Raw genomic sequence first — 24,604 nt, 5'->3', positions numbered from 1 at the left:
CATGAACGATATAAATTTGCTCAAGGATTTCTATCGCCCCAGGAAAACCATTAGAATTACATTGTTCATATTTGTTGCAGCCGCGGTTGCCGCTTTATTCTCATACTTTGGCATCGTCGAACCCTTGAGAGAAAAGCATGAGCTGGATCTTATGGCATCGAATTTCTCGCAGATGAACGGCGAGTATGAAGCAATTGAAAAGGAATATACCGAACTTTCTAAACGCATGGAGGAGCTAAAAGAAAAAGCCAGCGGTATCAATCCCTTGATAGCCAGGCGGCAGTGGAGTGAGGTCTTCACACTCCTTGAACAGGCAATACCGCAGGGTGCGGCTTTGCGCAGCCTTTCATATGATGGAGATGCTGTGGTGCTGGAAGGTATCGCAACCGACGATGTCGAAATTGCTCGATTTATAGTAAATCTTAAAAAAACCGGTCTGTTTTCAACCGTCAGCCTTAAGAGGATTGATGGTGATGAAGGCGGACAGCTATTTCTCATGAACTGTAAATTCAATCCTTTGGACCGCAAGTGACGGTGAATACGGTAGAAGGGTGATCGAAAATTGATACAGCTTACGAAACGGGAAAAGGTGTTCATTGCGATATTCATCGTAGTGTCGGTTGTAGCAGTATATTATGTATATTTTTATCAACCGCTAATAAGGGATATAGAAGTTATGTCGGCCGAGATAGAGGCGGTCCAGGACCTACCTGTGCTGAGCAAGTCAAAGCAGGAGCAGCTGACAGGCCTTAAGCGGGAATATGAAACGCTGTCAAAGCGGGTATCAGAAACGCTGGAGAGCCTGCGATCGCCCGATGATCAGCCCGGTCTTGTGGTGCATCTGTATCGGATTTTTTCGTCACGCACAGTCAGGGATCATATCGAGTTTGGCGATTTAGAGCAGTATACCGATTTTTCTGTGATGCCCGTCAGCGTGACTTTGAGTACCAGTTACAGTGATTTTAAGGATATATTGAGGCAGCTTGAACAATCTCCTTATAAAAACCATATTCAGGCTTTAACGGTACAGGCACTGGATGGAGGCAGTACCGTCACCGTTAATATGTCCATCAAGTTCTATTTCAAGCCTATGCCGGCTGGACAAGAGCTGAACTATCCCTTTATGGATGGTTTATACGGTAGGCCCAATCCATTTCAATTGCCCGGGCAATAACTCTACTTTGAAGAAATGGCAAGGACATATGGCTCAGATTTCTATATGGCCAATTCAGATGAATATGTGGTATAATTGTGGCAGCAAACTGTTTTTGAGGGGATTGGAGCGGTATGGCGGAGAATTCAAATGAGCTGACAAGGCCCAAAAATTATATGGAAGACGTGGTGTTTAAACACCTGGATAGCATCATCGCCAGCACAGACTGCTGCAGATGCCAGCGCTGTCGCATGGATATAGCGGCCTATGCACTGAATCAGCTTCCAAGCAAATACGTGGTTACTCGCGAGGGCGAGGTGTATTCAAAGCTGCTCGAGCTTCAGCAGCAGTTTGAAACCGATGTCATCATTGCGATTGTCAAGGCCATTGAGGTGGTAAGGAAAAATCCGCGGCATAACGAGGAGCTTGTGGAGAAAAATGGAGGCAAGGAGTGGCGAATGCAATAACATCATATTAATTGGCTTTATGGGCACCGGCAAGACCACGGTAGGGAAGCTGCTGGCGCAGCGTATCGGATACCGCTTTGTTGATACTGATCAGGTAATCGAGCAAGAAGTAGGGCTTTCAATACCCGAGATATTCTTAAAGTATGGGGAACAGCACTTTCGCCAGCTGGAAAAGCAGGTGATCCGCAAGGTTCTTACCCGAACCGGTATCGTGCTTGCAACCGGTGGCGGGGCGGTGATGGATCCCGCCAATTTTTCGTTTTTAATGGAAAATGGGTGCGTTATCGCGCTGGATGCCAGTGAAAATACCCTGTGGGAAAGGCTTAAAGCTGCGAAAGACCGACCAATGCTTTTTTCTGATAATCCACGGGAGAAAATGAAAAGCCTGCTTGAAATGCGCCGTCCCGTCTATTATAAAGCCCATTTTGTGGTACCTGTGGACGGGAAATCACCACAGGAGGTGGTGGACGACATCATCGCTATAATAGAGCCACAGGGAGGGGATGAGCATACTGAATGATGTTATAAGATTTGGGCCAGCTGGGAATTCTGATTCATTCTATGAGCAGGGGTACAAATCCAGCGTGGACATGCCCAAATGGCTTCACGACATGGGCCTTACAGCCTATGAATATACCTGTACCCACGGGGTGAACATCGGTGAGGACACTGCCAGGGCTATCGGAGAAGAGGCCCGAAAATGGGACATAGCGTTGAGCGTCCATGCGCCTTACTACATAAATCTAGTGACGAAGGATAAGGATAAAAGGGCGAAAACCAAGCGGTATATAATGGATTCGCTTAGAGTGGCGCACTGGATGGGCGCAAAGCGTGTGGTCTTTCACCCAGGTTCATGCTCAAAGATGGACAGGAGAGCAGCGCTTGACATAGCGATTGACTTTCTTAAGGAGATTATCGACGAAGCCAGAGAATTTATCGAAGAGGGGATACACCTTTGTCCCGAGACTATGGGTAAGGTAAACCAGCTTGGGACGGTTGATGAGGTACTTGAGATGTGTCTGCTTCATGAGTCTTTCATACCTACGCTGGATTTTGGCCATATAAATGCCATGGGGCGCGGAAGCATCAGGTCGCGAGAGGATTACCTGAATATCATAAACAGGGTAAAAGAGGTTTTGAGTGAGGACAGGGCCAGATACTTTCACTGCCACTTCAGCAGGATAGAGTATTCAAATGGCGGGGAGAAAAGGCACTGGACCTTAAAGGATACGGAATATGGTCCTGAATTTGAACCGCTGGCCGAGGTGCTGGTATTACTTGATTTAAAACCCATAATAATATGTGAATCCAGGGGAACCATGGCGGAAGATGCTGCGCAGCTTAAAGAGATTACCGACCAAAAAATCCATCTATTCAACGTTGGTATTTTGTGATAATATATTGAAGTGGAATTTTTGGTTTGGGCAGGGGTGCACTTTAATGAAGGTTTTGGTGATAAACGGCCCAAATTTAAATCTTTTGGGCCAGCGTGAGCCTTCCGTGTATGGGAATACCAGCCTGGACTGCCTGGTAAGCATATTAAAGGAGCACGGCAGGGAGCTGGGGGTACAGGTGGATCACGTCCAGTCCAACAACGAAGGGGACATTATAGATGCTCTTCACAATGCCAGGGGCAGATATGATGGTGTGATCCTCAACCCCGGCGCGTACACCCATTACAGCTATGCTATACGCGATGCAGTGGCTGCTGTGAAGCTGCCGGTCATAGAGGTACATATATCCAACGTATATGCCAGGGAAGAGTTTCGCTCACGATCGGTGATAGCACCGGTGTGCATAGGACAAATCAGCGGTTTGGGTGTGGAAGGATATCTGTTGGCTTTGGATTATTTTGGTAAATGTTTTAAGCAGGTTGGACAAACTGGTGGGGATGATAACACATGAAGACGCCGGTGGGCAGGTTGCTGGACCGAATGGAGAACCATGATGGAGGTGTAAATGCAGCCCTGATCACCAACCCTGAAGATGTGGAGTACTATTCCGGCTTTAGGGGAAAGGGTGCTGTGCTTTTCGTGCATTCGCTGGTGCGTTACCTTATCGTTATCGATTCTGACGATAACCAGCAGTGTACGACAGAGTGTTCGGGATTTAAGGTTTTCAGTGCATCCTGGGATGAAGCCGTCAGTTTTCTTTCGGAATTGTGCAGCAAATTAGGAGTCCATAGTATATGGTTTGAAGAAAAGCATATTAATAAAGAAGAATACAAATTGCTAAAGGAGTCGTTAAATGGCGTGGAGCTAATACCGGGTGATGATTTTATCTCTCGAAAAAACTATTCTTAGGAAGGGAAGTGGTGATTATGGATATGATTGCAGCAGGCGATTTTAGAAAAGGCGTAACCATTGAACTGGATGGGCAGGTATATACCATTGTCGATTTTCAGCACGTAAAGCCTGGAAAGGGCGCTGCATTTGTGCGTACCAAAATTAAGAACATAGTGACGGGTAACGTACTTGAGCGCACATTTAACCCTACCGAGAGAGTGCCCAGAGCTCATATAGAGACCAAAGAAATGCAGTATCTGTATAACGATGGCAACCTGTACTATTTTATGGATACCGAAACCTATGAACAGATACCTTTAAATAGGGATCAAGTGGAAGACGCCATGAAGTATATAAAGGAAAACATGATCGTCACCATCAAGTTTTATAAAGGAGTACCTTTTACGGTAGAGCCACCCAACTTTGTGGAGCTTAAAGTTATCGATACCGAGCCGGGCGTAAGAGGAGATACGGTGACGGGTGGTAGCAAACCGGCGACTTTGGAAACCGGGGCTGTTATTCAGGTCCCGCTGTTTGTCAATACTGGAGACGTGATCAGGGTTGATACCAGAAACGACGAGTATATAGAAAGGGTTTAAGGGGAATAGTATAAAGTGAAATCATGCGTTTCAAGCCGGGATAGTCATAATAATTTTAAAGGGAGGAAACTAAATGAACAACAGTTTAGGAGAAAAGATGTCCTACATCAAAGGGTTGGCAGAAGGATTGGGGCTGCAAAAAGAAGATACAAAGGAAGCTAAGATACTTATAAACATCATTGACCTGCTGGAGGACGTGGTTGATGCCATCGATGCGCTTGAAGCTTCTCAGGCAGAGCAGGATGACTATCTTGATGCACTCAATGAAGATTTGACGGATATACAAAATGACATATACGGTGAAGATGAGGACGAGGATATGGATGAAGAGACCAACTATGTGGAAGTGACCTGTCCTCACTGCCATGAAACCGTATACTTTGACGAGGAGATGTTTGAAGAAGAGGATGACATCATCTGTCCCAACTGCAAAAAGCCAATATATGAAGAAGGGGAAGAGGAGTACGCCGAAGACGAAAGTGAGGAATGAACTATTAAACAGAAGCTGGTGCAAAACGCACCGGCTTTTTTATTTTTGGTGATATTCTTTTCCTGCCTGACATAGATATTTATTAAAAGGGAGGACGAGTTGTATATGGAATACAGCAGATGGCCTTCCGGCGTTTCGTGGAAACGGGTAATACTCGATGCGCTGCCCGAAAACATTCAGAGGGTAATAGATGGAATCCCACAGAATATTGCCGAAAGCCTGGAGGAGATACGGATACGGGAAGGACGGCCGATTGTCATACATGGCCGGGGTAAGAGCTATTATTTGGGGACCGATGGGGGGCTGCTTTCCTCACCTGAAAAGGCCTATTATGTAACCCATAGGGATGTCCAAAGCATACTGCAGCGCATATCCAATTATTCCATATATGCAGTGGAGGAGGAATTGCGTAGCGGATATATAACTTTGAGGGGTGGGTATAGGGTAGGTTTGGCAGGCAAAGCTGTGGTGGAAGGAGGCAAGATAAAGACATTAAAATATATCAATTCTTTTAACATTCGTATATCCAGGGAAATTATAGGGGTTGCTGACAGAATCATGCGCTATTTGGTTTCGGGAACAGAGGTGTACCATACCCTTGTGCTGTCTCCACCCCAAATGGGCAAGACCACTCTGATCCGCGATATTGCCAGGCAGCTAAGCGATGGTTTTCCAGGCTTTAGAGGCATAAAAGTTGGGATCGTGGACGAGCGTTCTGAAATAGCAGGGTGCTTCCAGGGCATTCCACAGAACAACGTCGGGCTTCAAACCGATGTACTGGATGCCTGCCCTAAGGCCGAGGGTATTATGATGCTCATTCGTTCCATGTCTCCTGCCGTGATAATAACAGACGAAATTGGCAAACCCGAGGACGTGGAGGCAATTGAAGAGGCTCTTAATGCAGGTATAAAGATAATTACAACGGCCCACAGCAGCGATATAGGGGACGCACAGCGCCGGCCCATTCTCTCAAAGATTTTGGATAAGAAGATATTCCAAAGAATTATTGTACTGGGGAATTCTCTGGGGGTGGGAACGATTGAAAAGATATATGACGGTCACACTTTAAATAATCTGCTGGATAGGCCAATTCGTTGAGAGGGGGTAATTGGGCAGTATGGTTTTTGTCAAGATATTATCCAGCCTTGTAATAGTGATGTGCTGTTCGTTTCTGGGGCTGCAGGCCGCAAATGCATATGCATTGAGGGTCAAGGAGCTCAGGATGCTGCGGATGGCCTTTGCGCAGCTCGAGAGCGAGGTTATAAACTACGCTACCTTTTTGCCCGAAGCAGTGGAGAGGGTGGCCGCTCTTTTGCATGGGGGAGTAAAGGAGTTTTTTTGTGACTTCAGCCGCAGGTTACAAAAAAGAAGCGGTGACACCGCTGCCGAGGCATGGGAGAAGGCCTTAAACTGCTGGAAAAAACATCTGCATATAACGATGGAGGATACTCAAATTCTCTTGACCTTTGGAAAGGTGCTAGGCGTAAGTGACAGAGAGAGCCAGCAGAGGTATTTTCAGATAATTCAGAGTCAACTGGGAAACCAGGAGCAGAAGGCCGAGGAGGCCTGCTTGAAATACCAGACCATGTACAAGAATTTAGGGGTGTTAGGCGGGTTGGCCCTAGCCATCATACTGCTGTAACAGGGGGGAGTGTACACCACGATGAGCGTCGATATAATCTTTAAAATAGCTGCCATAGGCATATTGATCTCGGTGCTGAACCACGTGCTCAACAGAGCAGGACGGGAAGAAATATCCATGATGGTCACTTTAGCGGGTATAGTGGTGGTTCTGCTTATGGTGATAGACATGATCAGCAAGCTGTTCAACAACGTCAAGAGCATATTCCAGCTTTACTGAGGAGTGCAGACAATGGATGTAGAGGTTTTTCAGCTGGTGGGATTAGGGATAGTGGCAGCCATTCTGGCCCTGGTATTGAAGCAGCACAAGCCTGAACTGAGCCTGTTTATAGCAATTGCTGCAGGGGTCATAATACTGCTCATGATGACGGGAAGGCTTGTGGCCGTAGTTGCCGTGCTGGATGACATGGCCCGGCGGGCCAACCTGGATCAGGCGCACCTGTCTGTGGTGCTTAAGGCCATAGGCATTGCTTATATTACCGAGTTTGGTGCCCAGGTATGTAAGGATGCGGGGGAAAATTCCATAGCTTCCAAGATAGAGCTGGGCGGTAAAATCATAATACTGAGTTTGACCCTTCCCATCCTTGTGGGATTGATTGAAGTGATATTGCAAGTTCTCACTTGAGGGGATTAAAGACATGAAAGCCTGCTGTATCTTTTTGCTGTTTTTGTTGTGCCTGCCGGTGACGGCATTTGCACAACCTGATACTTATATCGGTTCAGAGGATATAAGAGAACAAATGCAGTTGGCCATAGACCGGCAATTGGAAGGGCTAAACGTTGAAAGATGGGACGAGTTCATAAAAAAGATTCAGCAGCAAGGCAACCCGGCCTTCCAGGAGGGCAATGCCCGTGACCTGATAAAAAAAATATTAACAGGCGAATTCAGCTTGAACCTCAAGGACTTCTGGGTTCATATAACCAGCATCTTTTACAGAGAGGTTATGGCAAATTTAGGCTTGATGGCAAAGATAATTGCTCTGGCTGTGGTCTGCGGCGTACTTAAAAACATGCAGGATTCATTTCAGAGCGTTTCGGCGGCTGAAGTGGCTTATTTTGTATGCTACATGGTGGTGATGCTGCTGGTCATACACAGCATCATGTCGGCGCTGGAGATTGGAAGGAGAGCCGTCGACGCCATGGCCTTATTTACCCAGAGCTTTTTCCCTGTACTGCTGGCATTGCTGGTTTCGGTAGGAGGGATCACCTCCTCTGCGCTTTTGAACCCCACCATAGGCTTATTGGTGGGTTTCATGGGCATGGTGCTCGAGCATGTCATGTTTCCTTTGATACTTGCTTCGGTGGTCGTCATTATGATAAACCACATCAGCGACAAGGTTCAGCTCAATCGCTTGAGCTCGCTGCTAAAAAACGTTTGCGAATGGGCCCTGGGTATCATATTTACCGTATTTGTAGGTGCCATGACCGTTCAAGGGGTGATGGCGGCGTCGATTGATGGGATATCCATCAGGACGGCCAAATTCGCCGTCGATACCTTTGTGCCTGTCGTAGGTAAAATGTTTGCACAGGCCGTCGACATGGTTGTGGGTTGTTCGTTGCTGATAAAAAACGCGGTGGGCCTCATGGGGTTGCTGGTCATAGCGTCCATATGCCTGTATCCGGTGCTCAAGATACTGTGCGTCATGGCGATATACAAGCTTGCCAGCGCAGTCCTGGAGCCGGTGACCGACAAGCGCATTGCGGATTGCCTAAACGACATTGGCAACATGATGATAATAATTGCGATAACAGTAGCCGGGATGGCCATTGTATTTTTCCTGGTAATAACCTTGGTTATAGGGATTGGAAATGCTGCTACCATGATGAGGTAGCTTTGTGGCTAGGCTTTCGTGCAAGATGGTGATTACGAGGGGTTTTCAGGTATTGGAATAGGAGCAAAAGTGTGATTATGTTGCATTTTTAAGGAGGTGGTAGGGGGTGTGAACCCTTCAATTGGCAAGTGGATCATCAATCTGGCCGTGATAAGCATGCTGGGCGTGGCGGTAGACCTGTTGCTTCCAAGCGGCAGCATGAAGAGGTATGTCAGGTTTTTGATAGGCATAACAATCTTGACTGCAATGTTAAAGCCGATCTTTCAAGTGTTTGGCCAGTTGCCAAATTTAGAGAGATATACTGCTCAGGCTTTTGCAACCATGGATTTTGCCGATGTGAGCTATCAGGTAAAATGGCTAGAAGGTCAGCAACAGCGTGAAATGAGGAATTATTTTGTAGAGAGTATGGAATCGCATATGGAACAGCAAATCAAACAGTTCAAAGGCTATGACCACGTAAAAGTGGATGTGGAAATGGATGAGAAATTTCATGATGAAAGCCAACTACCGGATATTCTTAAGGTGTATGTGGACGTCGGCATTTCCGCAGATAGCCATATTGAACCTGTGCGCATCAATATAGACACAAAGGATGTCGATATTTCGCATGCTGATAAGCTTACCAAGGCATCAAAAGACGAACAGGAGATAAAAGCGCTTTTATCCAGCATATACGGCATTGACCAAAGCAGGATAGAGGTACACTTTCAAGACAATTTGCACAACAGTCTAAGCAATAATGAACAGAAGGTTCAGGAGGGAGAATTGCCGTGAAACAACCTGGATTTTTAAAGAACGTAGCAGAAAAGCTCAAGAATTTAAAAAACGTGGAGATAGTAATTGCTTTATTCTTTGTGGCAGTGGTGCTCAGCGTATACGCATCAAGCTTCAACAGGGCGTCTCCTTCCGTGCCTGCCCCTGACGACGGAGCCAACAGAGGAGTACAGTGGGTGGAGCAGGATGAATATGAGGACCAGCAGGAGCTCAAGCTGCAGAAAAAGCTGTCGGCCATCAAAGGAGTGGGAAAGGTAGAGGTCATGATCACGTATAAATCGAGCAAGGAGATCGTCACCGCCATGAATACCACTCAATCGGAGACGGTGACCGAGGAGCAGGACAGCAACGGGGGAACGCGAAGGGTATCCCAGCGGGATGTGAACAGCCAGACCGTCACGATCGGTGAGGTAGGTAATGCCAAACCGCTGGTCATCAAGGAGATGGAACCGGAGATTAAAGGTGTAATAGTCATTGCCGAGGGCGCAAGGGACATACGCGTAAAGCTTGACCTTATAAGAGCAGTTCAAACAGCCCTGGGGGTCAGCCCCCAGCAGGTTGAAGTGTTTGAAATGGAAACAAATAAAGTGAAGGAGTGATGGAGATGCTGGTGGTAAAGAGAAAGAGCGTGGTTATGGGAATTCTTATCGTATTGTTGATCATCACGGGTTATCTAAATCTCGTCTACAATCAAAGCGTGCTGAATGGGCAGGATGTACAGGAAGCGGTAAGTCAACAGGGTGAAGAGGATGGGATAGCGGTCAAGGACAAAGAAGGTTCATCGGAAGAAGAGGACGATACGGCCGAAGTGGCAGCCGTCAGTTCAGCTAATTTCTTTGCAAGCTACAGGCTGGAGCGGGAAAATACCCGCAAGGAGGAGATAGAGTACATACGTGAGATATTGGATAACCCGGCATCGGACCCCGAGATGAAGAAGGAAGCTCAGACACAGCTGCTTGAAATAACCAAAAACATGGAGAAAGAGCTGGCCATAGAGGCTTTGATTAAAGCCAAAGGTTTTAAGGATGTGGTGGTAATTCTCCACAAGGATTCAGTGAACGTCATTGTAGATAAGTCCGAGCTGAAACAGGAGGAAGTTGCGCAGATTTTGGATATAGTGCGGCGAGAATCCGGCCATAAACCCGAAAACATAAAAATTATACCCAAAATATAAGGAAGAAGTTTGTAAAATAGCGCCTCTTCTGCTATAATAACATTGTGTAAAATGTGTAGGAGGTGAGTGACGTGTCAGAGGTTACGCAGAATAAGTCTGAAGAATACGGAAAAGTGACGTTTGCGGATGAAGTGGTGGCCATCATCGCGGGACTGGCTGCTACCGAGGTGAAAGGCGTTGCGGCCATGAGCGGTAGCGTGGCAGGGGGCATAGCCGAAAAGCTAGGGCGCAAGAATTTGACCAAGGGAGTAAAGGTGGAGGTAGGAGAAAAAGAGGCCGCTATTGACCTGTATATCATTGTCGATTACGGCGTTAGGATACCCGAGGTGGCCTGGAATATTCAAGAAAACGTGAAAAAAGCAGTGGAGACCATGACGGGATTGTCGGTAGTAGAGGTCAATGTTCACGTTCAGGGCGTCAATTTCGATAGGGAAATCAAGGAAGAGGATGTGAACAAGAAACAATAGAATACATAAATCCTAACCCTCTGATCCTGTCAGAGGGTTAATTTTAGCAAAGCTTTGGCAAGTAAGTTGGAGCGTTTGATGGTTGAAAAGTTTTTGTAAAGAGGTATGGAAAGACACAACTGTTAAATGAGGAGGAAAACATATGAAGATGAGCTGGCTCGAGAGGGCTTTGTTGGTGGTGTATACCCTTGCCATTGCAGTGGTCTCATTGGTGCTGATGGCCATAGCGGTGGGAGTTATACCATTTACTCGTGCAGTTGAATACATAAATAATATTCAATATGATTGGGACTTTGCGCTCGCGCTTTTCCTCATCTCTCTTGTCTTTTTGCTGGCAAGCCTGAAACTTCTGTTTTTAAAGCGAAAACGTATCATCCTCGCAGGCACGCTCATTAAGAATACAGAACTGGGTATGATAAGAGTATCGATAAATACGCTGGACACGCTGGTACAAAAAGCCGTAAGGGGATTTGGCGAAGTAAAAGACGTCAGAAGCTTGGTTGCTGCCGAATCCGACGGCATAAGGGTGCGCCTTAACATGCAGCTTATGCCGGATGTCAATATTCCCGAGATAAGCCAGGCCATACAGAAAAAGGTTAAGGAGTATGTTGAAGCTACTGCCGGCATTGTAGTAAAAGAGGTATATGTTTATATAGACAACCTTGCTGCCCTTCAGCGTTCGAGGGTAGAATAGGGAGGGAGCCCCTGTGGAACGAGAAGATATGTACGCTTTTTTTAAGTCTAACAAGGGGAAAATTGTAGGAGTGTTGGCCGGCCTGCTTTTCGGGATACTTGTGCTGGCGGTAGGGTTCTGGCGATCGGTCTTTTTGGCGATGTGCATAGCTGTTGGATATTTTATAGGAAGCGTGTACGACGGGGGCAGCAAGCTGCGCATGTTTTTGAGGAAGATGTTTTTCAACGATTTGACATAAGATGCGTATTGTGATTTAAAATATAGCAGCATTTGGGAGGAAAAACATGGCTAGAAAAGATGCAAGGGAAGTGGCCATGAAGCTTTTATATCAGAAAGATCTGTCGGGAGAAGCAGACTTCGATTCCTTGCTGAGGATGGAGCCACACTATTCTATACATGAAAAGGACAAGGAATACATATTGAGCCTATTAAATTTGTTTGAAAGCCATGCCCAGGAAATCGATGGCCATATAAAGTCCTTCTCTAAAGGATGGGAATTTAACAGGATTGCCAGGGTGGACCTGGCCATACTGAGGCTGGCGCTGTGCGAAATCCTATACCGCCCTGATATTCCTGTAAGCGTTTCCATAAACGAGGCTGTGGAGCTGGCCAAAAAGTTCAGCAGCGATAAATCCGGGAAGTTCGTCAATGGGGTGTTGGGCGGTTTCATTCGCTCTAAGCGGATTGCATCGGAGGAGCATATGGTGCCAGAGGGTCAAACCGCATCAGAGGGGAAGATTACAACAGATAAGCAAACTGCATCAGAAGAGAAAATCGCAACACAGGAGCAAATTGCGTCAGATGAAAAGGTTAAAGCGGAGGAGAAGCCACAGTGAAATACATCCTTGGCATGGATACCAGCTGTTATACCACATCTGTTGCGCTGGTAGATTTGGACGGAAATGTCCTGTTAAGCAGGCAGACTCCTCTGGAAGTGGAGCTGGGGCAGAGAGGCCTGCAGCAGTCAAAGGCGTTGTTTCAGCATCTACATCGTTTGCCTGATATGGCTAACGAGGTTACAAGGGTTATCGATCCCAAAAATGAACTGGCAGCCGTATGTGCCACCTGCAGACCGCGCCCGGTAGAAGGTTCCTACATGCCAGTTTTCATGGTGTCCCACCTTGCAGGACAGGCTTTTGCAAACATGCTTGGCATTCCTTATTACGCTGTCAGCCATCAGGAAAGCCACATCCAGGCAGGGGCCTTTTCGGCTGGAGGGCCATGCAGCCAGCGCTTTTTAGCTATACATCTATCGGGTGGTACGTCAGAGCTGCTTAAGGTGACCGATACAGGCACAGGCTTTGAAATCGAAATACTGGGGGCAACCCAGGACCTCCACGCTGGCCAGTTTGTCGACAGGGTAGGGGTAGCAATGGGGCTTCAGTTTCCGGCAGGGGCCTATTTGGAGGAGCTGGCACGAAGAGGAAAGGACGGATATGTCACCATCCCTTTTTCTGTTAAAGGGCTGACGATAAGCTTTTCGGGGCCAGAGGCGCATGCGCACAGGCTGCTTGCTCGGGGGATCGACAAGGAAGATGTGGCCATAGCGGTGTACAACTGCCTTGTGAGCACCCTTGAGAGATGGATACTGAACGCTATGGACACCCCTGGTATGGATGTAAAGGATGTGCTTCTGGTTGGAGGCGTGGCATCAAGCGCCATACTTCGTCAAAAGCTAGTTGATAGGCTGAAAAAGCGGGACGAATCCATACGCCTTTACTTCGCGGCTCCATTGTTTTCAAGGGATAATGCGGTGGGCACTGCTCTTTTAGGCTTGAAGCTTTACAGAGCGCATCATTTATGTAAATGATGCAAAGTAGTAAGATGCACGATTAAAGCCTGCCATTTGAATTTTTCTAAACCTTTAGAAAATTGCCTCTTTTAATTGATACAGGCGTCTGTAAGTATGCTAAAATGGAAAAGCACAGGCGGCAATTATAAGCCACAATAATTAAAAACAGCTTATTAAAAAAGAATGTACAAGATTGGCTTAAGGCAGATGGTAAGGCATAAAGATTTTGGCAGACAAAAAGCTCTAAAAATTTATACAGTAAAAGAAGGCGGTTTGCGGGAGGAGGATAATATTGGAAGCCAGAGTAATTGATGGAAAGGATTTGTCCAATCGGTTGAGGGAGGATATAAAGTCAAAGGTAGAGAGGTTAAAGCAAAAGGGTATAACTCCAGGGTTGGCCGTTATACTTGTGGGGAATGACCCGGCTTCTGCGGTGTATGTACGCAACAAGGAAAGGGCCTGCAATCAGGTGGGAATATACTCGCGGGTGATCAAGCTGGATGAGAATACGTCCCAGGAGGCCTTGCTGGAATACATATACAGGCTAAACGCTGACGAAACGATACACGGCATACTTGTACAGCTGCCCTTGCCGCCACAGATAGATCCCAATGCAGTCATAAACGCTATTGATCCTGCCAAGGATGTTGATGGTTTTCACCCGGTCAATATGGGGCGGCTGGTGATAGGGGAAGAGTGTTTTGAACCCTGTACTCCAAAAGGCATCATTAGGCTTATACAGGAGACCGGGCAGCCCATAGCTGGCAAGCACGCCGTAGTAATAGGGAGGAGCAATATAGTCGGAAAGCCAGTGGCCTTGATGCTACTTCGACATAACGCCACCGTTACGCTTTGCCATTCAAAAACCGTCAATCTGAGGGAAATAGCCCGTCAAGCGGATATACTGGTGGCTGCGGTGGGAAGGCCCAACCTAGTGGACAGCAGCTTTATAAAACAAGGGGCTATAGTAATAGACGTGGGGATAAACAGGGTGGACGATAAGCTGGTGGGTGATGTCAATTTCCAGGATGCCTGCCAGGTGGCGGGGTGGATCACGCCTGTGCCGGGTGGAGTTGGGCCAATGACCATTACTATGCTTTTGGAAAACACGGTTTCGGCAGCGGAGAGAAAATGGGTAGGGTGATCTTTTCAGTCCATCAAATAAACGAATATGTACGCGGTTTGCTGGGGCGAGACCCCATACTGCAGGATGTGTGGGTGCGTGGGGAGATTTCCAATCTGAAAATTCACTCCTCAGGGCATATATATTTTACCCTGAAGGACGAACAGGACAGGATACGCTGCGTGCTGTTTAGGCAAAATCAAAGGGATATGGCCTTTATACCATCTGATGGCATGAGAGTGTTGGTAAGGGGCCAGGTATCGCTTTACTGCAAGGATGGACAATACCAGATATACGTGATGGACATTGAAAAGGACGGCATAGGTGAGCTGTATCTAGCTTTCGAAGCCCTAAAGCAGCGGTTGAAGGCTGAAGGGCTTTTTGATGCGCAACATAAAAAGCCCATTCCTCCTTTTCCCAGAAAAATAGCGGTTATCACCTCACCTACGGGGGCGGCGGTTCGAGATATAATAAAGGTGGTGCGGCGCAGATGTCCATGTGTGGATATACTGGTGGTTCCCGTGCTGGTGCAAGGTTCTGCGGCTCCCGCCCAGATAGAGGCCGCCCTGGACTATGTCAATACGAGAGACGATATCGATACCATCATTTTAGGCAGAGGGGGAGGCTCGCTGGAGGAGCTGTGGGCTTTCAATGAAGAGGTTGTGGCCCGGGCAATCTGGCGCTCAAGGATTCCGGTGATATCGGCCGTGGGGCACGAGACCGATTTTACCATAGCCGATTTTGTGGCAGACCTGAGGGCACCTACTCCTTCGGCCGCTGCCGAGATGGCAGTACCGATGCTCCAGCATTTGCAGGAGATGCTGGCCGGGCTAAATGTCCGGCTGATGGAAGCCATGCGCAATATGCTGCTGCACAAGAGAAAAAGCCTGGAGCATCTACAGTTGAGCTACGTGCTTCGATATCCCGACAGGATTATGCAGCAGCGCAGGCAGCAGCTGGATCAGGCTTATACAAGGCTTTGTGTTGCCTTCAACGATATATTATCCAAGAAAAGGGAGAGGCTTTCACGGTTGGCGGCAGCGTTGGATGCATTGAGCCCTCTAGCCGTTTTGGGACGTGGCTATGCCGTTGTGACTTTGATGCCATCTGAGAGGGTGGTGTATTCCGTAACGTCGCTGAAACAGGGCGATGGCATTACGGTACATTTTAAGGATGGGTGCGCTGATTGCAGGGTAGAGAAAATAGAGGGTGGGGTGTATGGGGTAAGATGAGCCGGGAATGTGATAGGGCTGTATCGGAATTGACGTTTGAAGAGGCGCTGAGGGAGCTGGAAATCGTAGTATCACGCCTTGAATCAAACGATTTATCGCTGGATGAGGCCATTGAACTGTTTAAACGAGGGATCAGCCTTTCTGCTCACTGCAACGCAAAGCTGGAGAGGGCTGAGGGAATGGTAAAACTGCTTATACAAAATCAGGGGAAAATCGAAGAGGTGCCTTTTATGCCTGTAGAGGGAGATGAGGTATGAATTTTGATGAGATATACAGCAATAAACTGGCGCTGGTGGAAGATGCTTTAAAGAAATTGATTGTGCGGCACGAGGACTGCCCGCCGACTTTGTTCAAGGCCATGAATTACAGCTTGTTTGCTGGTGGAAAACGTATAAGACCCGTGCTGTTGCTTTCGGCCCATGAATTGGTTGGAGGAAACGTCGAGGAATCCATGGCAGTGGCCTGCGGCCTGGAGATGATTCACACTTATTCTCTGATACACGATGACCTGCCGGCCATGGACGACGATGACCTGCGCAGGGGTATGCCAACCAATCACAAGGTTTTCGGAGAGGGAATAGCCATACTGGCAGGCGATGCCCTGCTCAACCTGGCTTATGAGGTTTTCTTGGAAAACGCCATGAAATATCCTCACAAGCTGGAGCGGCATGTAAGGGCAGCTTTTGTGATAGCTAGGGCTGCCGGGCTTCACGGTATGATAGGGGGACAGGTAGCTGACATTGAACAGGAGGGAAAAGACATTCACCCCGATATGCTTCGCTATATTCATACCCATAAGACCGGTGCGCTGATTGAAGCTGCCGTCAGGGCGGGGGTGATAATTGAGCCCATCGAAAGGGATGTTGAGGATGCCGTTGCAAAGTACGGACAAAAGCTTGGACTGGCATTTCAAATAGTAGATGATATCTTGGATGTTACAGGGGATGCAGCCAGTATGGGGAAAAATCCGAGCAGGGATGAGGTGCGCAAAAAAGCCACCTTTCCAGCTTTGTATGGCCTGGAGGAATCGCGGCGTATGGCACGGGACTTGATTGAAGAAGCGGTAAGCCATCTGGAACGTTTTGGTAAAGATGCTTATTTTCTAAAAGAGATTGCCTATTATGTACTGAAACGCCAGAAATAGGAGGTACTGGATGGAACAGCTTAAGCAACTTGTCGCTAACTCCGTTTTATGGGTGAGCTTTCTGGCGTGGTTTATTGCCCAGGCGTCCAAGGTGATATTGACGGTATTGGCCCATAAAAAATTGGACTTGCGCAGGTTTGTGGGTTCGGGCGGCATGCCCAGCTCCCATACTGCTCTTGTGGTTTCGCTGGCTACTGCACTTGGAGAAATAAACGGATATGATTCCCATATATTTGCGCTATCCCTTGTGTTTGCTTTCGTGGTCATGTATGATGCGGCCGGGGTAAGAAGGGCAGCCGGAAAGCAGGCTGCCGTGCTCAACGAGATAGTGGAAAGATTGCAGGAAGGCAAGGACGTTCCGCAGGAGAAGTTAAAGGAGCTCATCGGCCATACGCCCATAGAAGTCATTGTGGGCGCCGTTTTAGGCTTTGTGATAGCTAAACTGTTGGTCTAAAATTTGAATTTATGAAGGTGTTATGGTATAATACTATTTCAGAAAACAAACTCATGCGTGGTGGTGCAGTATTCTAGTCAGCCCGGCCAATTTTGAAGACGGGCCTAAAAATCCGTCAAGGGCACATCGATGAAGTTCCTGGTGCTGGCTCTCGACGCCCAGTCGGGGGTTGGTGCTGGGAGTTAAGGAAGGTGGGCGATCCGCAAAGGCATGCGGGCGTTGACCCACCTTCCGCGGAGACCCAAGCTGGTGGCAACCATCGGTTGCTACTACTTGGGCGTGAACCTGTATCGCGGCGAAAAGCTGTGTACAGTGTAGCCCGCCTTGAGTGGTATGGGTGGATTACAGGTCAGGTTCCTGCGCAATAGGGCCCATTGTGCGGGGACTATTGCTGTATGAAACCCATGCTGCAAAAGAGGCTAGAAATTGGCTGTGGCTGTTGGGGAAAGCCCCTAGACTGCTACATGGTGCGTTGGGGATTACAGTGTGGTCTAAGTGGTGATCCAGTTTTACCGTTGGCGACACGGTAAGGCGGGGTTTAAAGGGAAACCGCTTCTTCGGCGACGGGAAGTACCCTGCCGGGAAATCCTACTGGACCTTAAGCCGCAAAGTCTACCCAATGCATCACCACCACGATACCTATAATTAAATAGGAGCGTGTGTGGCGCTTGTCAAAGGATGATGGTGGCCCTTATAAAAGTAGTAACGGCAAAGGCAAAGCGAAAAAGGATACAAAAATAAAAATCAAGGGCAAAAATAACGGTAAAAATGGCAAAAACGGTAAAAAGCGCAATAACGGATGGCCAGTTAAGGTTTTCATCTTGACCTTTGTTATTGCGTGTGCTTTCAGCTTTTTTTCTGAAGTTACAATTCGAAGGATAGACGATTTGATACTGGCCGTATTCATATTGTTGTTCATTGTATCCATAGGCGTAGTTTTTGATATAATAGGCATTGCAGTGGCATCAGCATCTGAGGTACCGTTTGTATCAATGGCATCCAAAAAGGTGCGCGGTGCCAGAGAGGCTATACGCCTTATAAGGAATGCGGATCAGGTCAGCAGCTTTTGTAACGATGTGGTGGGCGATATATGCGGAATTATCAGCGGTGCCGCAGGAAGCGTTTTGATCATGAAAATCGCATGGACAAACTCGGTATCATTGGAAGAGAGCCTGTTGAGCATAATAATAAGTAGTTTGATTGCTGCTATCACGGTGGCGGGCAAGGCACTGGGCAAAAGCTTTGCCATCACCAATTCCAACAAGGTGGTATACTATACTGCATACTTCTTGTCGTTATTCAACAGAGACGAAAGGCTGAGCGGCAAGAAAAGCTCTCAAAGCAATGCATTTATGAAAGCGAGAGAGAATTAGATGGATAGATACCCTCTGTTGAAGCGCATTGATTCACCAAAGGATTTGAAATGTTTAAATATAGATGAATTAAAGCAGCTGGCGGGAGAGATAAGGCAATTCCTGCTGGATAAAGTGTCCAAGACGGGGGGGCACTTGGCTTCAAATCTTGGCGTGGTGGAGCTGACCATAGCACTTCACTACGTATTCAACAGCCCCTTTGACAAGATCATTTGGGATGTGGGACATCAGGCATATGTGCACAAGATACTGACGGGGAGAAGAGAGCAGTTCGATTCATTGCGCCAGTTTGGGGGCTTGAGCGGTTTCCCAAAGCGCAGCGAAAGCGTGCATGATGTGTTTGATACAGGGCACAGCAGCACCTCTATATCGGCTGCACTGGGCATGGCACGTGCCAGAGATTTAAAGAATGAAAAGTACAGCGTGGTAGCGGTAATTGGCGATGGTGCGCTGACGGGCGGCATGGCCTTTGAGGCCCTAAACGACGCCGGCCATTCCAAGACCAACCTTATAGTTGTGTTGAACGACAACGAGATGTCCATATCTGAAAATGTAGGCGCTTTGGCTGCTTATCTATCAAAGCTCAGATCAAATCCCAGGTACACCAGGGTTAAAAAGGGGATAGATTCGCTGGTTCGCAAAATTCCATGGGTGGGGCAGCATTCTGCCAATTTGATTGAAAGATTTAAGAACAGCTTTAAGTATCTCGTGATCTCGGGGATGTTCTTCGAGCAGATGGGATTTACCTATATAGGCCCTATTGACGGTCACAACCTGGCAGCGCTAATTGATGTAATGAAGAGGGCTACCATGGTGGAGGGACCTGTATTTATCCATGTGGTCACTAAGAAGGGCAAGGGTTATGATTTTGCCGAGAAAAACCCTGAGCTGTTTCATGGGGTTCCTCCTTTTGATATACACAGCGGCGAAATAAGTGCAAAAGGTGAGGTTACCTTTTCTCAGGCTTTTGGCCAGCACCTGGTGGAAATGGCACAGCAGGACCCAAGGATTGTGGCCATTACGGCGGCCATGCCGGAAGGCACGGGCCTGGTTGAGTTTAAAAAGCGATTTCCAAATCGCTTTTTTGATGTGGGTATCGCTGAACAGCACGCCGTCACAATGGCTGCTGGATTGGCGGCTAACGGCTTTAGGCCATATGTGGCCATCTACTCTACTTTTTTGCAGCGTGCCTATGACCAGATACTTCACGATGTGTGTCTCCAGAATCTTCCAGTGGTGCTGGCAGTCGATAGAGCCGGCATAGTAGGCGAGGACGGTGAAACCCATCACGGGGTGTTTGATATAAGCTACATGCGGCATATACCCAACATTACTGTGATGGCTCCCAAGAATATAGATGAGCTTAAAGAGATGCTGGACTATTCCTTGACGATGGAAGGGCCTGTGGCCATTCGTTATCCCAAAGGCAACACAGGGATAGACAATATATTTCCTGCAAAGCCGCTTGAGGGATTAAAATGGGAAACTATGGTAAACGGAAGCGATTGTTGCATATTTAGCTTTGGCAGGATGCTAAAGGTGGCTTTGGAAGTTGCCAGCATCCTCAGAAGGGACGGTATAAGTGCTCGTGTGATAAATGCCAGGATTATCAAGCCGCTGGATGAGCAGCTGCTTATGGATATCTCAAACCGCATAAACAAATGGATTACGCTGGAGGATACCATCCTTCAGGGAGGGTTTGGGAGCAGCATAAACGAGTTTGTTGCAGCCCATCAGCTCCCTGTATCTGTAATGAATCTGGGCGTAGGTGATCGCTTTGTACCCCACGGTTCGGTGGAGCGTTTGCTCAGCGAGCTGGGGCTTGATTCCAATAGTGTAGCGTTTAAGGTAAAAAAATTTTTGAGCGGATATAGAAAGAGGGCGTATGTCAACTTCTAAAGAGCGATTGGATGTGCTGCTTGTCAGGAAAAATTTGATAGAGAGCCGTGAGAAGGCAAAAGCTGCTATAATGGCGGGGCTTGTATATGTTTGTGGTAAAAAGGTGGATAAGCCTGGCACCCTGGTAAGGGTTGATGAAGAGGTCATCATCAAAGGGGATCCAATTCCTTATGTCAGCCGTGGCGGCTTGAAGCTTGAAAAGGCCCTCAAGACTTTTAACATATCCGTTGATGGGAAGGTATTTATGGACGTGGGGGCCTCAACGGGTGGGTTTACCCATTGCCTTCTTCTAAACGGCGCTAAAAAGGTCTATGCAATAGATGTGGGGTACGGGCAGCTGGCCTGGCAATTGAGGCAGGACCAGCGTGTGGTGGTGATGGAGCGAACCAACATCCGGTACGTTACCGCTGATATGTTTGATGAGCCGATACAGGGCGCCACAATAGATGTGTCGTTTATATCCTTAAAGCTTGTGCTCCCCGTAGTCAAGGATATAGTCCAGAATGGCGGCGACATCATAGCCCTCATCAAGCCGCAGTTCGAGGCGGGAAGGGAAAAGGTGGGCAAAAAGGGAATAGTGAAGGACCCCCGCGTTCATGCCGAGGTCCTTTTGGGATTTATAGAGATGTGCCAGCAGCTTGAAGTTACGCTTTACGACATTACCTATTCCCCCATTACCGGTCCGGAGGGCAACATCGAGTTTTTAGCGCACGTACGCAAAGATACTGCCTCCCCGCTCATACATGTGACTCCGCAGAAGGTGGAACGGGTAGTTGAAGAAGCGCATAGGGAGTTCTTGCGTGGTCAGTGAGGAGGTGTCGCGTGAAAAACATCGGTATTATACCCAATTTTTCAAAGGACCCAGAAGGAGTTCAAACCAGTGCCATCGTATCAAAGATAGAGCAAAAGGGGATGCAACCCCTCGTTTTGCCCGAAGTTTATCAGGTTATAAATGCTGGAAAGGCTGTCGAAAAAGAGAACTTTTACAGCAGTTCGGATTACATATTTGTGTTGGGTGGGGACGGTACCCTGCTGAGAGCAGCCAGGCAGGCTTGCAAGTATGGCCTGCCTGTTTTGGGTATAAATATGGGACGGCTGGGTTTTCTCACCGAGGTAGAGGTTTCGGATACAGACCAGGTACTTGACTCCATTCTGGCAGGCGACTATTACATTGAACGGCGCATGATGCTCAAGGCAAAGCTGGTGCGCCAGGGGATGGAAGTATGTGAACTGGTAGCTTTAAATGATATAGCCATTGCCAAAGCCTCTTTTGCTCGGATCATTCACCTAAAGGTCTTCATCAACGACGAGTTTGTGGGATATTACCCCGCAGATGGGGTTTTGGTGTCCAGCCCTACCGGTTCAACGGCCTACTCGCTGTCTGCTGGTGGTCCTATAATCAATCCGGCGATGGAGTGCCTCCTGCTCACGCCTATATGCCCTCATGCTTTGAGCGCAAGAGCCATCGTCACCGACAGCAAGGACGAGATCCGTATTGTGGTGGCTGATAAAAGCCGCGATGTCTTGCTGACAGTTGACGGGCAGGAGGGAGTGCCGGTATACAAGGGGGATAACATAGTTATAACTAAAGCCGAGGTGGAGACCAAGCTTGTACGTATACGGCGGCGTAGCTTTTTTAACCTACTGAGGGACAAGATGGCAGAGCGGTTGTCCGATTTGCCAGAGACAGGAGGGGGGATAGAGGAATGAAGCTACAGCGCCATGCCAAGATATTGGAACTTATACAGCAAAAAGACATTGAGACACAGGAGGAACTGGCGGAAGAGCTCAGGAACCACGGATTTGACGTCACTCAGGCTACCGTATCTCGGGATATCAAGGAATTGCGGCTCATAAAAGTTCTCACCCCTGCGGGGACTTACAAGTACGCCACCATGAGCAAAATGGATTCCCAAAACTGGGAAAAGCTGATACGCGTCTTTGCTGAGTCGGTTACCTCCATAGACTGTGCTAACAACCTGATCGTGGTCAAAACGCTTTCGGGCAATGCGCAGGCTGCAGCGGCGGCCATTGATGCGCTCAACTGGCCAGAGATTTTGGGGTGCGTAGCCGGGGATGACACCATCCTTGTGGTGGTGAGAGATGCCGAAAAAGCAAAGGATGTGATGGAGCGTTTCAAAAAGTTGAGCCGCTATACAAGTTGAGGGTATAGCTGCATGTTGTTTCGATGACAGGTGTGGGGGTGCCTTCATGCTTAGTCACTTGTCCATACAAAACGTAGCTCTCATTGATAACCTTATAATCGAATTCTGTGAGGGGTTCAACGTCCTTACCGGTGAGACAGGTGCTGGGAAGTCCATCATAGTTGATGCCATAGGTTTGATGCTGGGCGAGAGGGCTGACAGAGAGCTCATTCAGACAGGGAAGGATCATGCGCAGGTGGAGGGCTTGTTTTGTTTAAAACACCCCGAAAAGGTAGCACCTATCCTTGAGCAGTATGGTATTCCAATCGAAAATGACGGTACTTTGCTGCTGATGCGCCAGCTTTCGCGCAGCGGCCGAAATGTATGCCGTATAAACGGCCAGATGGTGACCCTTTCCATCTTGAAGGAGATAGGGCAGTACTTGGTGGATATACATGGCCAGCATCAGCATCAATCGCTGCTGAATCCCGATTACCACATCGAAATTTTGGATCGCTTGGGCGGGGATGTCATAGCTCTGCTCAAACAGCAGGTGGGACAGCTGTATTCCCAGTGGAAGGCTGTAAGGCGTGAGATGGAGGATCTCATAAACCTCGAAAGAGACGGGGAACGCATGAAGGACCTTTTAAGCTACCAGATAAACGAGATTGCGGCGGCCAACCTTAAAGTGGGAGAGGATACCGAGCTTCTGAATGAACGCTCTTTGCTGCAGAATGCCGAAAAGATTATGAGTGTGATTCACGAGGCCTATGACGTCTTGTATTCGGGCAGCACCACAGGAGAGGCGGTATTTGACCAGCTGGCCAGCGTGAGGGACCGGTTTGCCCAGATAGCCCAGTTCAACGAGGTCTTTGCACGTATAGCGCAGGATATTGAAAACATATATTACCAGTTAGAGGACATCATAGACAGGATAAGGAATTACAGGGACAGCTTTGAGTATGACCCTGACAAGCTCGATGAGATTGAGTCTCGCCTGTCGTTGATACATTCTTTGAAGAGAAAATATGGCTCTACTATTGAAGAGATCCTGGTGCTTAAGGAAAAACTTAAGCAGCAGCTGCTTACCATTGAAAGCAGCCAGGAAAAGCTGGAGCAACTGAAGCTGCAGGAGCACAAAATCTATGGTAATTTGGTAAAGGTCTGCACTGAGCTTTCCCGTAAAAGAAGGGAAGTGGCAAAGGTGTTTGAACAACAGCTGGTGTCCCAGCTTAAGGAATTGGGGATGGAGAAGACCAGGTTCAAAGTAGACATATCGAGCCCCGATGTCGGCAGCATTGATGAAGGCCAGCTTGAAGCATCAGTTTCAAACTACATTACCTCCCAGGGATTTGACAGGGTCGAATTTTTGATATCGCCCAATCCTGGAGAGCCGCTTAAGCCGCTGGCAAAAATCATATCAGGCGGTGAGATGTCCAGGGTGATGCTGGCATTCAAGACGGTACTGACTGAAAAGGACGACATACCGACCCTGATCTTTGATGAGATAGATACAGGGATAAGTGGGCGGATAGCCAGCGTGGTGGCCGAAAAGATAAATGAGCTGTCGCGTTCTCATCAGGTGATATGCATAACACACCTGCCTCAGATTGCCGTCATGGCAGATAAGCACTACAGGATTGAGAAAAAGGTTTGTGATGGGCGCACTGTGACGCATGTACACCTATTGGACGACCAGGAGCGCCAGATGGAAATAGCCAAATTGATAGGAGGAGCGGAGGTCAGCCAGATAGGACTGGAACATGCACAGGAGCTAATCGATGCAGCGCGCAAGGTCAAACAAGCGATAAACTGACAGAAAAAGGGCGAAATGCCCTTTATTTTTTTGCCTTTTTTTGCACTGCGA

The 24,604-nt window shown here is 47.9% G+C and carries 34 protein-coding genes; all 34 read left to right on the top strand.

What is annotated here, in order from left to right; genetic code table 11:
• Position 1: 1 nt before the first annotated feature.
• Positions 2 to 532 (top strand): PilN domain-containing protein, encoded by a 531-nt coding sequence (locus KVG29_RS06735; RefSeq protein WP_252227470.1) that lies wholly within the window; start codon positions 2 to 4, stop codon positions 530 to 532.
• 30 nt (positions 533 to 562) lie between these two features.
• The gene (locus KVG29_RS06730; RefSeq protein WP_252227469.1) at positions 563 to 1,174 is read left to right on the top strand and encodes a hypothetical protein; all 612 of its coding nucleotides are present in this window, start codon (positions 563 to 565) and stop codon (positions 1,172 to 1,174) included.
• A 113-nt stretch (positions 1,175 to 1,287) separates the two neighbouring features.
• Entirely contained in the window at positions 1,288 to 1,620 is a 333-nt protein-coding gene (locus tag KVG29_RS06725) for a late competence development ComFB family protein (protein WP_338084625.1), read from the top strand.
• Positions 1,592 to 2,140: a shikimate kinase gene (locus tag KVG29_RS06720; RefSeq protein WP_252227468.1), complete on the top strand. Its 549-nt coding sequence runs from the start codon at positions 1,592 to 1,594 to the stop codon at positions 2,138 to 2,140. Before KVG29_RS06725 ends, KVG29_RS06720 begins: the two co-directional genes overlap by 29 nt.
• Entirely contained in the window at positions 2,124 to 3,014 is an 891-nt protein-coding gene (locus tag KVG29_RS06715) for a TIM barrel protein (RefSeq protein ID WP_252227467.1), read from the top strand. The genes KVG29_RS06720 and KVG29_RS06715 overlap by 17 nt, the downstream gene beginning before the upstream one ends.
• A gap of 46 nt (positions 3,015 to 3,060) precedes the next feature.
• Positions 3,061 to 3,525: a type II 3-dehydroquinate dehydratase gene (gene aroQ / locus KVG29_RS06710; protein ID WP_252227466.1), complete on the top strand. Its 465-nt coding sequence runs from the start codon at positions 3,061 to 3,063 to the stop codon at positions 3,523 to 3,525.
• Positions 3,522 to 3,923, top strand: coding sequence for an aminopeptidase P family N-terminal domain-containing protein (locus KVG29_RS06705; protein ID WP_252227465.1), 402 nt, complete (start codon positions 3,522 to 3,524; stop codon positions 3,921 to 3,923). Before aroQ ends, KVG29_RS06705 begins: the two co-directional genes overlap by 4 nt.
• A 23-nt stretch (positions 3,924 to 3,946) precedes the next feature.
• Positions 3,947 to 4,504: an elongation factor P gene (efp, locus tag KVG29_RS06700; RefSeq protein ID WP_252227497.1), complete on the top strand. Its 558-nt coding sequence runs from the start codon at positions 3,947 to 3,949 to the stop codon at positions 4,502 to 4,504.
• A 73-nt stretch (positions 4,505 to 4,577) separates the two neighbouring features.
• On the top strand, positions 4,578 to 4,994 hold the full coding sequence (locus KVG29_RS06695) for a CD1247 N-terminal domain-containing protein (protein WP_252227464.1): 417 nt from the start codon (positions 4,578 to 4,580) through the stop codon (positions 4,992 to 4,994).
• A 105-nt stretch (positions 4,995 to 5,099) separates the two neighbouring features.
• Positions 5,100 to 6,092 (top strand): stage III sporulation protein AA, encoded by a 993-nt coding sequence (spoIIIAA, locus tag KVG29_RS06690; RefSeq protein WP_252227463.1) that lies wholly within the window; start codon positions 5,100 to 5,102, stop codon positions 6,090 to 6,092.
• Between the two features lie 19 nt (positions 6,093 to 6,111).
• Entirely contained in the window at positions 6,112 to 6,636 is a 525-nt protein-coding gene (locus KVG29_RS06685; protein ID WP_252227462.1) for a hypothetical protein, read from the top strand.
• 21 nt (positions 6,637 to 6,657) lie between these two features.
• Positions 6,658 to 6,855 (top strand): stage III sporulation protein AC, encoded by a 198-nt coding sequence (gene spoIIIAC, locus KVG29_RS06680; protein WP_025746493.1) that lies wholly within the window; start codon positions 6,658 to 6,660, stop codon positions 6,853 to 6,855.
• 12 nt (positions 6,856 to 6,867) lie between these two features.
• A complete protein-coding gene (gene spoIIIAD / locus KVG29_RS06675) occupies positions 6,868 to 7,260 on the top strand; it encodes a stage III sporulation protein AD (protein WP_252227461.1) in 393 nt (130 codons plus the stop codon).
• 13 nt (positions 7,261 to 7,273) lie between these two features.
• Entirely contained in the window at positions 7,274 to 8,467 is a 1,194-nt protein-coding gene (gene spoIIIAE / locus KVG29_RS06670) for a stage III sporulation protein AE (protein ID WP_252227460.1), read from the top strand.
• Between the two features lie 108 nt (positions 8,468 to 8,575).
• Positions 8,576 to 9,241 carry a stage III sporulation protein AF gene (spoIIIAF, locus tag KVG29_RS06665; RefSeq protein ID WP_252227459.1) on the top strand — a complete coding sequence of 222 codons (666 nt, stop codon included), beginning with the start codon at positions 8,576 to 8,578 and terminating at the stop codon, positions 9,239 to 9,241.
• Positions 9,238 to 9,840 (top strand): hypothetical protein, encoded by a 603-nt coding sequence (locus KVG29_RS06660; RefSeq protein WP_252227458.1) that lies wholly within the window; start codon positions 9,238 to 9,240, stop codon positions 9,838 to 9,840. Before spoIIIAF ends, KVG29_RS06660 begins: the two co-directional genes overlap by 4 nt.
• A 5-nt stretch (positions 9,841 to 9,845) precedes the next feature.
• Positions 9,846 to 10,415: a SpoIIIAH-like family protein gene (locus KVG29_RS06655; RefSeq protein WP_252227457.1), complete on the top strand. Its 570-nt coding sequence runs from the start codon at positions 9,846 to 9,848 to the stop codon at positions 10,413 to 10,415.
• Positions 10,416 to 10,486: 71 nt separating this feature from the next.
• On the top strand, positions 10,487 to 10,882 hold the full coding sequence (locus KVG29_RS06650) for an Asp23/Gls24 family envelope stress response protein (RefSeq protein WP_252227456.1): 396 nt from the start codon (positions 10,487 to 10,489) through the stop codon (positions 10,880 to 10,882).
• Between the two features lie 142 nt (positions 10,883 to 11,024).
• Positions 11,025 to 11,576, top strand: a complete 552-nt coding sequence (gene amaP / locus KVG29_RS06645; protein WP_252227455.1) for an alkaline shock response membrane anchor protein AmaP — start codon at positions 11,025 to 11,027, stop codon at positions 11,574 to 11,576.
• Between the two features lie 13 nt (positions 11,577 to 11,589).
• The gene (locus tag KVG29_RS06640) at positions 11,590 to 11,814 is read left to right on the top strand and encodes a DUF2273 domain-containing protein (protein WP_252227454.1); all 225 of its coding nucleotides are present in this window, start codon (positions 11,590 to 11,592) and stop codon (positions 11,812 to 11,814) included.
• A gap of 46 nt (positions 11,815 to 11,860) precedes the next feature.
• Positions 11,861 to 12,412 (top strand): transcription antitermination factor NusB, encoded by a 552-nt coding sequence (gene nusB, locus KVG29_RS06635; protein WP_252227453.1) that lies wholly within the window; start codon positions 11,861 to 11,863, stop codon positions 12,410 to 12,412.
• A complete protein-coding gene (locus KVG29_RS06630) occupies positions 12,409 to 13,386 on the top strand; it encodes a tRNA (adenosine(37)-N6)-threonylcarbamoyltransferase complex transferase subunit TsaD (RefSeq protein WP_252227452.1) in 978 nt (325 codons plus the stop codon). Before nusB ends, KVG29_RS06630 begins: the two co-directional genes overlap by 4 nt.
• Before the next feature lie 274 nt (positions 13,387 to 13,660).
• Positions 13,661 to 14,512, top strand: a complete 852-nt coding sequence (gene folD, locus KVG29_RS06625) for a bifunctional methylenetetrahydrofolate dehydrogenase/methenyltetrahydrofolate cyclohydrolase FolD (RefSeq protein ID WP_252227451.1) — start codon at positions 13,661 to 13,663, stop codon at positions 14,510 to 14,512.
• Positions 14,500 to 15,723, top strand: coding sequence for an exodeoxyribonuclease VII large subunit (gene xseA / locus KVG29_RS06620; protein ID WP_252227450.1), 1,224 nt, complete (start codon positions 14,500 to 14,502; stop codon positions 15,721 to 15,723). The genes folD and xseA overlap by 13 nt, the downstream gene beginning before the upstream one ends.
• Positions 15,720 to 15,980 (top strand): exodeoxyribonuclease VII small subunit, encoded by a 261-nt coding sequence (xseB, locus tag KVG29_RS06615; RefSeq protein WP_252227449.1) that lies wholly within the window; start codon positions 15,720 to 15,722, stop codon positions 15,978 to 15,980. The genes xseA and xseB overlap by 4 nt, the downstream gene beginning before the upstream one ends.
• A complete protein-coding gene (locus KVG29_RS06610) occupies positions 15,977 to 16,867 on the top strand; it encodes a polyprenyl synthetase family protein (RefSeq protein ID WP_252227448.1) in 891 nt (296 codons plus the stop codon). The genes xseB and KVG29_RS06610 overlap by 4 nt, the downstream gene beginning before the upstream one ends.
• A 10-nt stretch (positions 16,868 to 16,877) precedes the next feature.
• Positions 16,878 to 17,321 carry a divergent PAP2 family protein gene (locus KVG29_RS06605; RefSeq protein ID WP_252227447.1) on the top strand — a complete coding sequence of 148 codons (444 nt, stop codon included), beginning with the start codon at positions 16,878 to 16,880 and terminating at the stop codon, positions 17,319 to 17,321.
• Positions 17,322 to 17,413: 92 nt separating this feature from the next.
• Positions 17,414 to 17,689: a hypothetical protein gene (locus KVG29_RS06600; RefSeq protein WP_252227446.1), complete on the top strand. Its 276-nt coding sequence runs from the start codon at positions 17,414 to 17,416 to the stop codon at positions 17,687 to 17,689.
• Positions 17,690 to 17,989: 300 nt separating this feature from the next.
• Positions 17,990 to 18,694 carry a CNNM metal transporter family protein gene (locus KVG29_RS06595; RefSeq protein WP_252227445.1) on the top strand — a complete coding sequence of 235 codons (705 nt, stop codon included), beginning with the start codon at positions 17,990 to 17,992 and terminating at the stop codon, positions 18,692 to 18,694.
• 15 nt (positions 18,695 to 18,709) lie between these two features.
• On the top strand, positions 18,710 to 20,593 hold the full coding sequence (gene dxs / locus KVG29_RS06590; RefSeq protein ID WP_420840536.1) for a 1-deoxy-D-xylulose-5-phosphate synthase: 1,884 nt from the start codon (positions 18,710 to 18,712) through the stop codon (positions 20,591 to 20,593).
• Positions 20,580 to 21,404 (top strand): TlyA family RNA methyltransferase, encoded by an 825-nt coding sequence (locus KVG29_RS06585; protein ID WP_252227443.1) that lies wholly within the window; start codon positions 20,580 to 20,582, stop codon positions 21,402 to 21,404. The genes dxs and KVG29_RS06585 overlap by 14 nt, the downstream gene beginning before the upstream one ends.
• Before the next feature lie 11 nt (positions 21,405 to 21,415).
• Positions 21,416 to 22,303: an NAD(+)/NADH kinase gene (locus tag KVG29_RS06580; protein WP_252227442.1), complete on the top strand. Its 888-nt coding sequence runs from the start codon at positions 21,416 to 21,418 to the stop codon at positions 22,301 to 22,303.
• Complete coding sequence (locus KVG29_RS06575; protein WP_252227441.1) at positions 22,300 to 22,758, top strand: arginine repressor; 459 nt, start codon at positions 22,300 to 22,302, stop codon at positions 22,756 to 22,758. Before KVG29_RS06580 ends, KVG29_RS06575 begins: the two co-directional genes overlap by 4 nt.
• A gap of 46 nt (positions 22,759 to 22,804) precedes the next feature.
• Complete coding sequence (gene recN / locus KVG29_RS06570; RefSeq protein WP_252227440.1) at positions 22,805 to 24,553, top strand: DNA repair protein RecN; 1,749 nt, start codon at positions 22,805 to 22,807, stop codon at positions 24,551 to 24,553.
• Positions 24,554 to 24,604 lie beyond the last annotated feature (51 nt).

The sequence above is a fragment of the Caldicoprobacter algeriensis genome, assembly GCF_023838525.1.
In the GTDB taxonomy this organism is placed as follows: domain Bacteria; phylum Bacillota; class Clostridia; order Caldicoprobacterales; family Caldicoprobacteraceae; genus Caldicoprobacter; species Caldicoprobacter algeriensis.
The sequence above is the reverse complement of the archived record's forward strand: the minus strand, read 5'-3'. Positions and strand labels throughout refer to the sequence as shown.

Coding starts and splice junctions, on each gene's coding strand:
- xseB (WP_252227449.1), top strand. CDS start 15,720: ATGAGCCGGGAATGTGATAGGGCTGTATCGGAATTGACGTTTGAAGAG.
- KVG29_RS06720 (WP_252227468.1), top strand. CDS start 1,592: ATGGAGGCAAGGAGTGGCGAATGCAATAACATCATATTAATTGGCTTT.
- KVG29_RS06575 (WP_252227441.1), top strand. CDS start 22,300: ATGAAGCTACAGCGCCATGCCAAGATATTGGAACTTATACAGCAAAAA.
- nusB (WP_252227453.1), top strand. CDS start 11,861: ATGGCTAGAAAAGATGCAAGGGAAGTGGCCATGAAGCTTTTATATCAG.
- KVG29_RS06655 (WP_252227457.1), top strand. CDS start 9,846: ATGCTGGTGGTAAAGAGAAAGAGCGTGGTTATGGGAATTCTTATCGTA.
- KVG29_RS06725 (WP_338084625.1), top strand. CDS start 1,288: ATGGCGGAGAATTCAAATGAGCTGACAAGGCCCAAAAATTATATGGAA.
- KVG29_RS06705 (WP_252227465.1), top strand. CDS start 3,522: ATGAAGACGCCGGTGGGCAGGTTGCTGGACCGAATGGAGAACCATGAT.
- spoIIIAC (WP_025746493.1), top strand. CDS start 6,658: ATGAGCGTCGATATAATCTTTAAAATAGCTGCCATAGGCATATTGATC.
- spoIIIAE (WP_252227460.1), top strand. CDS start 7,274: ATGAAAGCCTGCTGTATCTTTTTGCTGTTTTTGTTGTGCCTGCCGGTG.
- KVG29_RS06610 (WP_252227448.1), top strand. CDS start 15,977: ATGAATTTTGATGAGATATACAGCAATAAACTGGCGCTGGTGGAAGAT.
- aroQ (WP_252227466.1), top strand. CDS start 3,061: ATGAAGGTTTTGGTGATAAACGGCCCAAATTTAAATCTTTTGGGCCAG.
- efp (WP_252227497.1), top strand. CDS start 3,947: ATGATTGCAGCAGGCGATTTTAGAAAAGGCGTAACCATTGAACTGGAT.
- KVG29_RS06735 (WP_252227470.1), top strand. CDS start 2: ATGAACGATATAAATTTGCTCAAGGATTTCTATCGCCCCAGGAAAACC.
- KVG29_RS06715 (WP_252227467.1), top strand. CDS start 2,124: ATGAGCATACTGAATGATGTTATAAGATTTGGGCCAGCTGGGAATTCT.
- KVG29_RS06585 (WP_252227443.1), top strand. CDS start 20,580: ATGTCAACTTCTAAAGAGCGATTGGATGTGCTGCTTGTCAGGAAAAAT.
- amaP (WP_252227455.1), top strand. CDS start 11,025: ATGAAGATGAGCTGGCTCGAGAGGGCTTTGTTGGTGGTGTATACCCTT.
- spoIIIAA (WP_252227463.1), top strand. CDS start 5,100: ATGGAATACAGCAGATGGCCTTCCGGCGTTTCGTGGAAACGGGTAATA.
- spoIIIAD (WP_252227461.1), top strand. CDS start 6,868: ATGGATGTAGAGGTTTTTCAGCTGGTGGGATTAGGGATAGTGGCAGCC.
- KVG29_RS06605 (WP_252227447.1), top strand. CDS start 16,878: ATGGAACAGCTTAAGCAACTTGTCGCTAACTCCGTTTTATGGGTGAGC.
- xseA (WP_252227450.1), top strand. CDS start 14,500: ATGGGTAGGGTGATCTTTTCAGTCCATCAAATAAACGAATATGTACGC.
- recN (WP_252227440.1), top strand. CDS start 22,805: ATGCTTAGTCACTTGTCCATACAAAACGTAGCTCTCATTGATAACCTT.
- KVG29_RS06695 (WP_252227464.1), top strand. CDS start 4,578: ATGAACAACAGTTTAGGAGAAAAGATGTCCTACATCAAAGGGTTGGCA.
- KVG29_RS06685 (WP_252227462.1), top strand. CDS start 6,112: ATGGTTTTTGTCAAGATATTATCCAGCCTTGTAATAGTGATGTGCTGT.